The sequence below is a fragment of the Kluyvera huaxiensis genome (genome assembly GCF_040149365.1).
In the GTDB taxonomy this organism is placed as follows: Bacteria; Pseudomonadota; Gammaproteobacteria; order Enterobacterales; family Enterobacteriaceae; genus Kluyvera; species Kluyvera intermedia_A.
This window is the reverse complement of the sequence record NZ_JBEFLV010000046.1, coordinates 1-5979: the sequence shown is the minus strand read 5'-3', so window position 1 is coordinate 5979 and position 5979 is coordinate 1. Positions and strand designations below refer to the sequence as shown.

The following is a 5979-nucleotide window of genomic DNA, read 5'->3' as shown; positions in this document are numbered from 1 at the left end:
GAGCAGGAAGGACATCTGATGGAAATGGAAGCCACGCAAGCACCTTAAAATCACCATCATACACTAAATCAGTAAGTTGGCAGCATTACCCAAAAGTGCACAGATCTGTTTAATGCTAAGGCTGGTATATCAAATTTCTTGATGGTCTCTCATAGCTTGCATTCTCTTAAACAATATTGTGAATGTGCAATATATGTTGGTAGAAATAATGGAGTTGAATTTTTTAATGATGTAGATGAGGCAATTGTAAAGTATAAAAAGGACGAAGGGTTATAATTTAAAGGGATTAAGGTACATCGGATATGAATAAAACCAACTTTAGATATCGCCCCAGCGTATTCAAGAAAATAAAAAAATTTATTAATCATCCCGGTGTTTTTTTTCGAGACTATTTAAATAATAAATATCCAGATATTTATAATGAAATAAAATGTCCTGAAGATGAGGAGGTTATTCTTTTAAAGCATGATTTGGCACTAGAGTCACAAATAAAAATGGATGAAGATGTTGATATAGTCTTTACTTGGGTAAATGACAAAGATCCAGAATGGCAAAAAAAATATCAAAGATATAAGGATGAAAACTTAGATAATCAGGGGCAATATGCTTCTGATATGGCAAGATTTAGTAACCATAATGAGCTTTATTATTCTGTCAGAAGTGTCATGATAAATATGCCATGGGTTAGGAATATCTATATTATAACTGATAATCAAATACCTAAGTGGATAAAACATTATAATAATGTTCAAGTAGTAGATCATAAAGATATTATTCCAGAGGAATATTTACCTACCTTTAACTCTCACGTCATAGAAGCTTTTTTATTCAATATAAAAGGGTTGTCGGAGAGGTTTATTTATTTCAATGATGATGTTTTTGTTGCCAGACCACTCCCAGTTGGTCATTTTTTTAAAGGAGAAAAAATAACTTCATTATTTATGTCGAAGAAAAATCTACGAGAAATGTCGAAAGGTAATATTACGCCGACATTAAGTGCCTCTCTTAGAATTAGTGATTTTTTTTCACGTGACTACAATGTAACTATCAATTACCCTTTAGTTCATACATATGTACCATTGCGAAAATCCATGTTTGAGTATGTATGGTTGGAGTATGAAGATGAAATCTTAATGTTTTTACCTAATAAGTTCAGAACGAATTCAGATCTTAACCTAGCAACGTTCATGGTTCCTTGGTACACCTTTATCAAAGGTGAGGCAATTCCGGCGAGGGATATTTGCTATTACTTCAATATACGCTCACCAGTAGCTAGAAAACATTATCGTCGCTTAAAGCGAGTCAAAGCAACGGGAGGTTGCCCACATTCGTTTTGCGCAAATGATTTTACAGCTACAAAGAAGACAGTTGCAAACTATAAAAATGAATTAATAAATATGCTCCAATGGTATTTTGGATGATATCTGATTATTAATCCATAGTACTAAAATATATTGTTCTATCGGTACACTAAATACTAGGGAAGTGGAAATGTTAAATGCTAAGTTTCGTAAGTTAATCAAGGACCCTAATTTATTCTTTAGCGATATGGTTAAGAATAAAAAAAGGAAGATTAATAGTGTACAAATTAAGAAAGAAGAAGGGCATTATCAATATACTGTGGTCTCGGCAGTATATAATGTTGGTAAATATCTTGATGATTTCTTTAAAAGCATTATTAATCAAAAGCTAGATTTTAAAAAGCATATTTTTCTTATAATGGTTGATGATGGTTCTCATGATGACTCTGCGGAAATAATTAACCGTTGGAAGAGTAAATATCCAAACAATGTAAAATATATCAGACAGGATAACGCCGGTCAATCTTCTGCTCGAAATACTGGTCTCGAATATGTGACTACTGAATGGGTTACATTTATTGATCCTGATGATTTCCTAAATATTGATTACTTTAGTAGCATTGATAAAAATTTATTTTTAAATAGAGATAAAAAAATAAACCTTATCTCATGTAATATAGTAATGTATCTTGAGTCAAAAAAAATATATCGAGATAATCATCCTTTGAACTATAAATTTAGTAAAGGAAATAATCTTGTTGATATAAATAAAGCAGACAGTGAAATTCAATTGTCTGCAAGTTCAGCTTTCTTCAAATACAGTGTTATAAAAGAAGAAGAAATATCATTTGATGGTCGTGTAAAACCAAATTTTGAAGATGCTCATTTTATATCTAAATACTTATTAAATATAGAAGATGGTTTTATTCTGTTTATGAAGGATGCAGAGTATCTTTATAGGAAAAGAGAGGATGGAACATCAACATTAGATACTTCCTGGACAAAATCGGAACGTTTTTTGAGTGTGCCAGTATTCGGATATCTTGATACATTAAAGATGTATCAAGATTCTTATGGACATGTTCCTACTAACATACAAAAAACAATTATATATGAAGCATTATGGTATTTGAAACATTTAGATAATAGACCAGAACGAACATATTTTCTTGATGACACAGAGAAAGAATTTTTTATCAATAAGATGAAAGAAATATTTTCTTATATTGATGATGACATGATTATGAATTTTAATTTGGCGGGGGTCTGGTTCTACCATAAATTAGCAATGATGTCTTGCTTTAAGAATACGCTACCAAAGTTCCAGATAGCTTATGTGGACCGATATGATGCAGCAAAAGAGTTAATAAGAGTTAGATATTTTAGTAATAATGGCTATTTTGATCAATTTATCATCGATGGTCTTGATACAATTCCTGTTTATGAAAAAACGACACCACATGACTTTGTTGGTGAGCAATTAGTTCTGGAACGTTGGGCATGGATTTCTGTTCATAAAGCAGTTAAAATTGAGATTAAAATAAATAATGTTGATACATCCATCTCATGCTGTGGTAAACAATACAAGGGTACTATACTTGTAGCTAATCTTATAGATAGCTTAAAGAAACAGATTCCTAAGTTTCCGGGGAAAAGAAAATATGATAATTCATGGGTGCTAATGGATCGTGACATGCAGGCAGATGATAATGCCGAGCATCTCTATCGTTTTATTAGAGAGAATCATCCAGAACAAAAAGTATTCTTTGCATTGAGGAAAGAATCTCATGACTGGGATAGATTGAAATCTGATGACTTTAATTTACTTGACTTTGATTCATCAGAACATCGTTTAGCACTCGGAAGTTGTAAGAAAGTAATCAGTTCCCATGCAAACTATTATGTAACCAATCTTCTTGGGCCTAAAATGCTTTTAGGCCGTCATTTTGTGTTCTTGCAGCATGGTGTGACAAAAGATGACATATCTAGTTGGTTAAATACGAAGGATAGTATTGATTGTTTTATTACCGCATCGCCATATGAATATCTATCTATTTGCTCTGATAGCTCAAAATACAATTATTCAAGTAAGGAAACATTTCTTACCGGATTCCCTAGACATGATAATTTGATTAGGAATGTAGATGCGAAAGAAAAGTTAATAATAATTATGCCTACATGGAGAAGTAGCATTGTTGGGCCAGTGTTAGGAGATGGAGACTGTCGTGGTATAAATTCAGAGTTTATGTCATCTACATTCGCAAAACACTGGAAAGATCTGTTGCACTCAGAAGACTTCAAAGCATTATTGGAACGGTCTGGTTATAAGGCAGCATTTTTCCCGCATGTAAATATTCGACCATATCTGGATCTTTTCGAAATACCAGAGCATATAGAAATCATTACACATAATGATGGCTCTATACAGGATTTATTTATTCGCTCCGCAATGATGATCACTGATTACTCATCTGTTGCTTTTGAAATGGCAATCCAGAATAAACAAACGATTTATTATCAGTTTGATGAGGAAGAGTTTTTCTCAGACCATAATTATATCAAAGGATATTTTGATTATCGTCGAAATGGTTTTGGACCGGTAGTAACTACGCAAGTAGATCTGATTAGTGCATTGGATTCAGCATTATCCAATGAGTGTCTTCCGGATAAAGATATTTTTGCACGAATTGATGATATGTTCCCAATCCGAGATGATCAGAACTGTGCAAGAACGTATGAGGCTATTAGATCATTAGATGATTTTGAATCATCCCAATGTGTCGAACTTGATAAATTGAAAAAACATGCACTACAGGCATCATCTTTTTCTAGCTGGAAAGTCGCAGAACTAAGGTGGCGAGAATATATCAATAACTTTTGGAGTATTCTTTCTGCTGAACAACGTTGTGATACGATTGATTCCTATTTTCAGGCTTTATCTGAGCAAGACAAATATAGAGATATTGAACGAGAAATAGATAGATATCTGGCTGATGAAGAAACTGCTATCCTTCTTCTTCAAAAATATGCATATTTGGCCACAAAGATTGAAAACTGGATCTCGGCAGAAGTGCTGTGGGGAAAATATCTAGATTTGACTTTAGATGTTCATTCTGATGCTGTTTTTAATTATCTAAATGCTATCCGTAAACAAGGCCGCTTAGAAGAAGTTGAGCAAATGGTCTGTGGGCTATCTATTAGTAATAATAGCGAATTACAGATGTGTATTAAAGAGATTAAAGCATTGTTATTTATGTCTCAGCATCGATGGGATGATGCTATTTTGGAGTGGAAATATATAAATAAAGATAATTCTGACAATCTTAAATATTGCGAATGTCTTGCATACGATTTTCGGTATGAAGAGCTTGATAATTTTCTTTCAAATGATTCAGAATTATTTCCTTTACTTTCTGTATATAAACTTTATGCCCAACAGAATTGGGGTGAGGTCATTAAAGAATTAAAATCAGGGGACTTTGATCTACAAACTGATTTCAATCTATCAGCAAGACTTTTACTGATGAAGTCTCGTGCGTATCAGCAGCTTAGTGATTTTGACCATGCGCATAAATGCCTTGTTCGCTATGAATCAAAAGTGAAAAATGATCCACAATGCCGATATGAGATTGCTCGACTTGCGTATAGTAAGAATCAATATCCGAAGGTGATATCACAGATTAGTAAAGCTTGTCCGTATTTTACGATGCTTCCGAACACATTTAAAATAATGTATTTGAAATCATTATCTGCCTCTCGTCAATTTGATAAAATGTTTGAGATTTTCGATTTATTACCAGAGGGGTATTCTATTGATGATGAAATTATACAGTTAAAAGCTAATTTATATATATCTGTGGGTCGATGGGATGAAGCTTTATTGATATGGCAACTTTTAGAGCAAAATAAACAAGAAGAGATTATCAGTGAATATCTTCATTATTTATCTGAGAAAGGGAGTCATGAGCAAGTAGATAATATTATTACTCAGTATCTTAGTAATAATAAAATGGTATCAATCGATTTTCTTGAAATATTTGCTACACTGGCAACAAATTCTATGGTTTGGGCATCGGCAGAGCGTCGCTGGGCTAACTTAATAGAAGTGAAAGGTAGTAATGATTGTAATGCAATGTTCAATTACCTTGAAGCACTACGAAATCAGAATAGACATGTTGAATTTGAAGAGAAATGCAGAGAGTTTTCCAGTATTAAAGATAGTTTACTGCAAATAACTATTTCAAGATCTAAAGCATTGTCATTTATGTCCCGGCATTTGTGGTCAGATGCAATTAAAATTTGGCGGGCGCTAGGAGAAGATAATGCAGATAATCTTAAATATTGTGAATGTCTTGCTTATACATTCTGTTATGAAGAGTTAGAGTATTTCTCCGAGATGTATGTTGAAAATCCTTTGGTTGTTAATGCATACGCACTCTATGCAAGACGTAATTGGCATGAGCTAGTTAACTTATTATCTTCTGATAAATATGATCTCCAAGATGATGTTAATATATCGGCACACCTCTTGCTTATGAAATCTTCTGCTTATCGTCATCTCGATAAATTAGATTTAGCACATAAATGGGTAATGCTGCCAACTTACTGATTTAGTGTATGATGGTGATTTTAAGGTGCTTGCGTGGCTTCCATTTCCATCAGATGTCCTTCCTGCTCC

At 33.1% G+C, this 5979-nt stretch carries 2 protein-coding genes; both read left to right on the top strand.

What is annotated here, in order from left to right; genetic code table 11:
- Positions 1–302: 302 nt before the first annotated feature.
- Positions 303–1421, top strand: coding sequence for a Stealth CR1 domain-containing protein (locus ABOC97_RS23790; RefSeq protein ID WP_349602312.1), 1119 nt, complete (start codon positions 303–305; stop codon positions 1419–1421).
- Between the two features lie 70 nt (positions 1422–1491).
- Positions 1492–5910 (top strand): CDP-glycerol glycerophosphotransferase family protein, encoded by a 4419-nt coding sequence (locus ABOC97_RS23785; RefSeq protein WP_349602311.1) that lies wholly within the window; start codon positions 1492–1494, stop codon positions 5908–5910.
- The last annotated feature ends 69 nt before the right edge of the window (positions 5911–5979 follow it).

Excerpts from the sequence above, each read along its gene's own strand:
- ABOC97_RS23790 (WP_349602312.1), top strand. The coding sequence starts at position 303 with ATGAATAAAACCAACTTTAGATATCGCCCCAGCGTATTCAAGAAAATA.
- ABOC97_RS23785 (WP_349602311.1), top strand. The coding sequence starts at position 1,492 with ATGTTAAATGCTAAGTTTCGTAAGTTAATCAAGGACCCTAATTTATTC.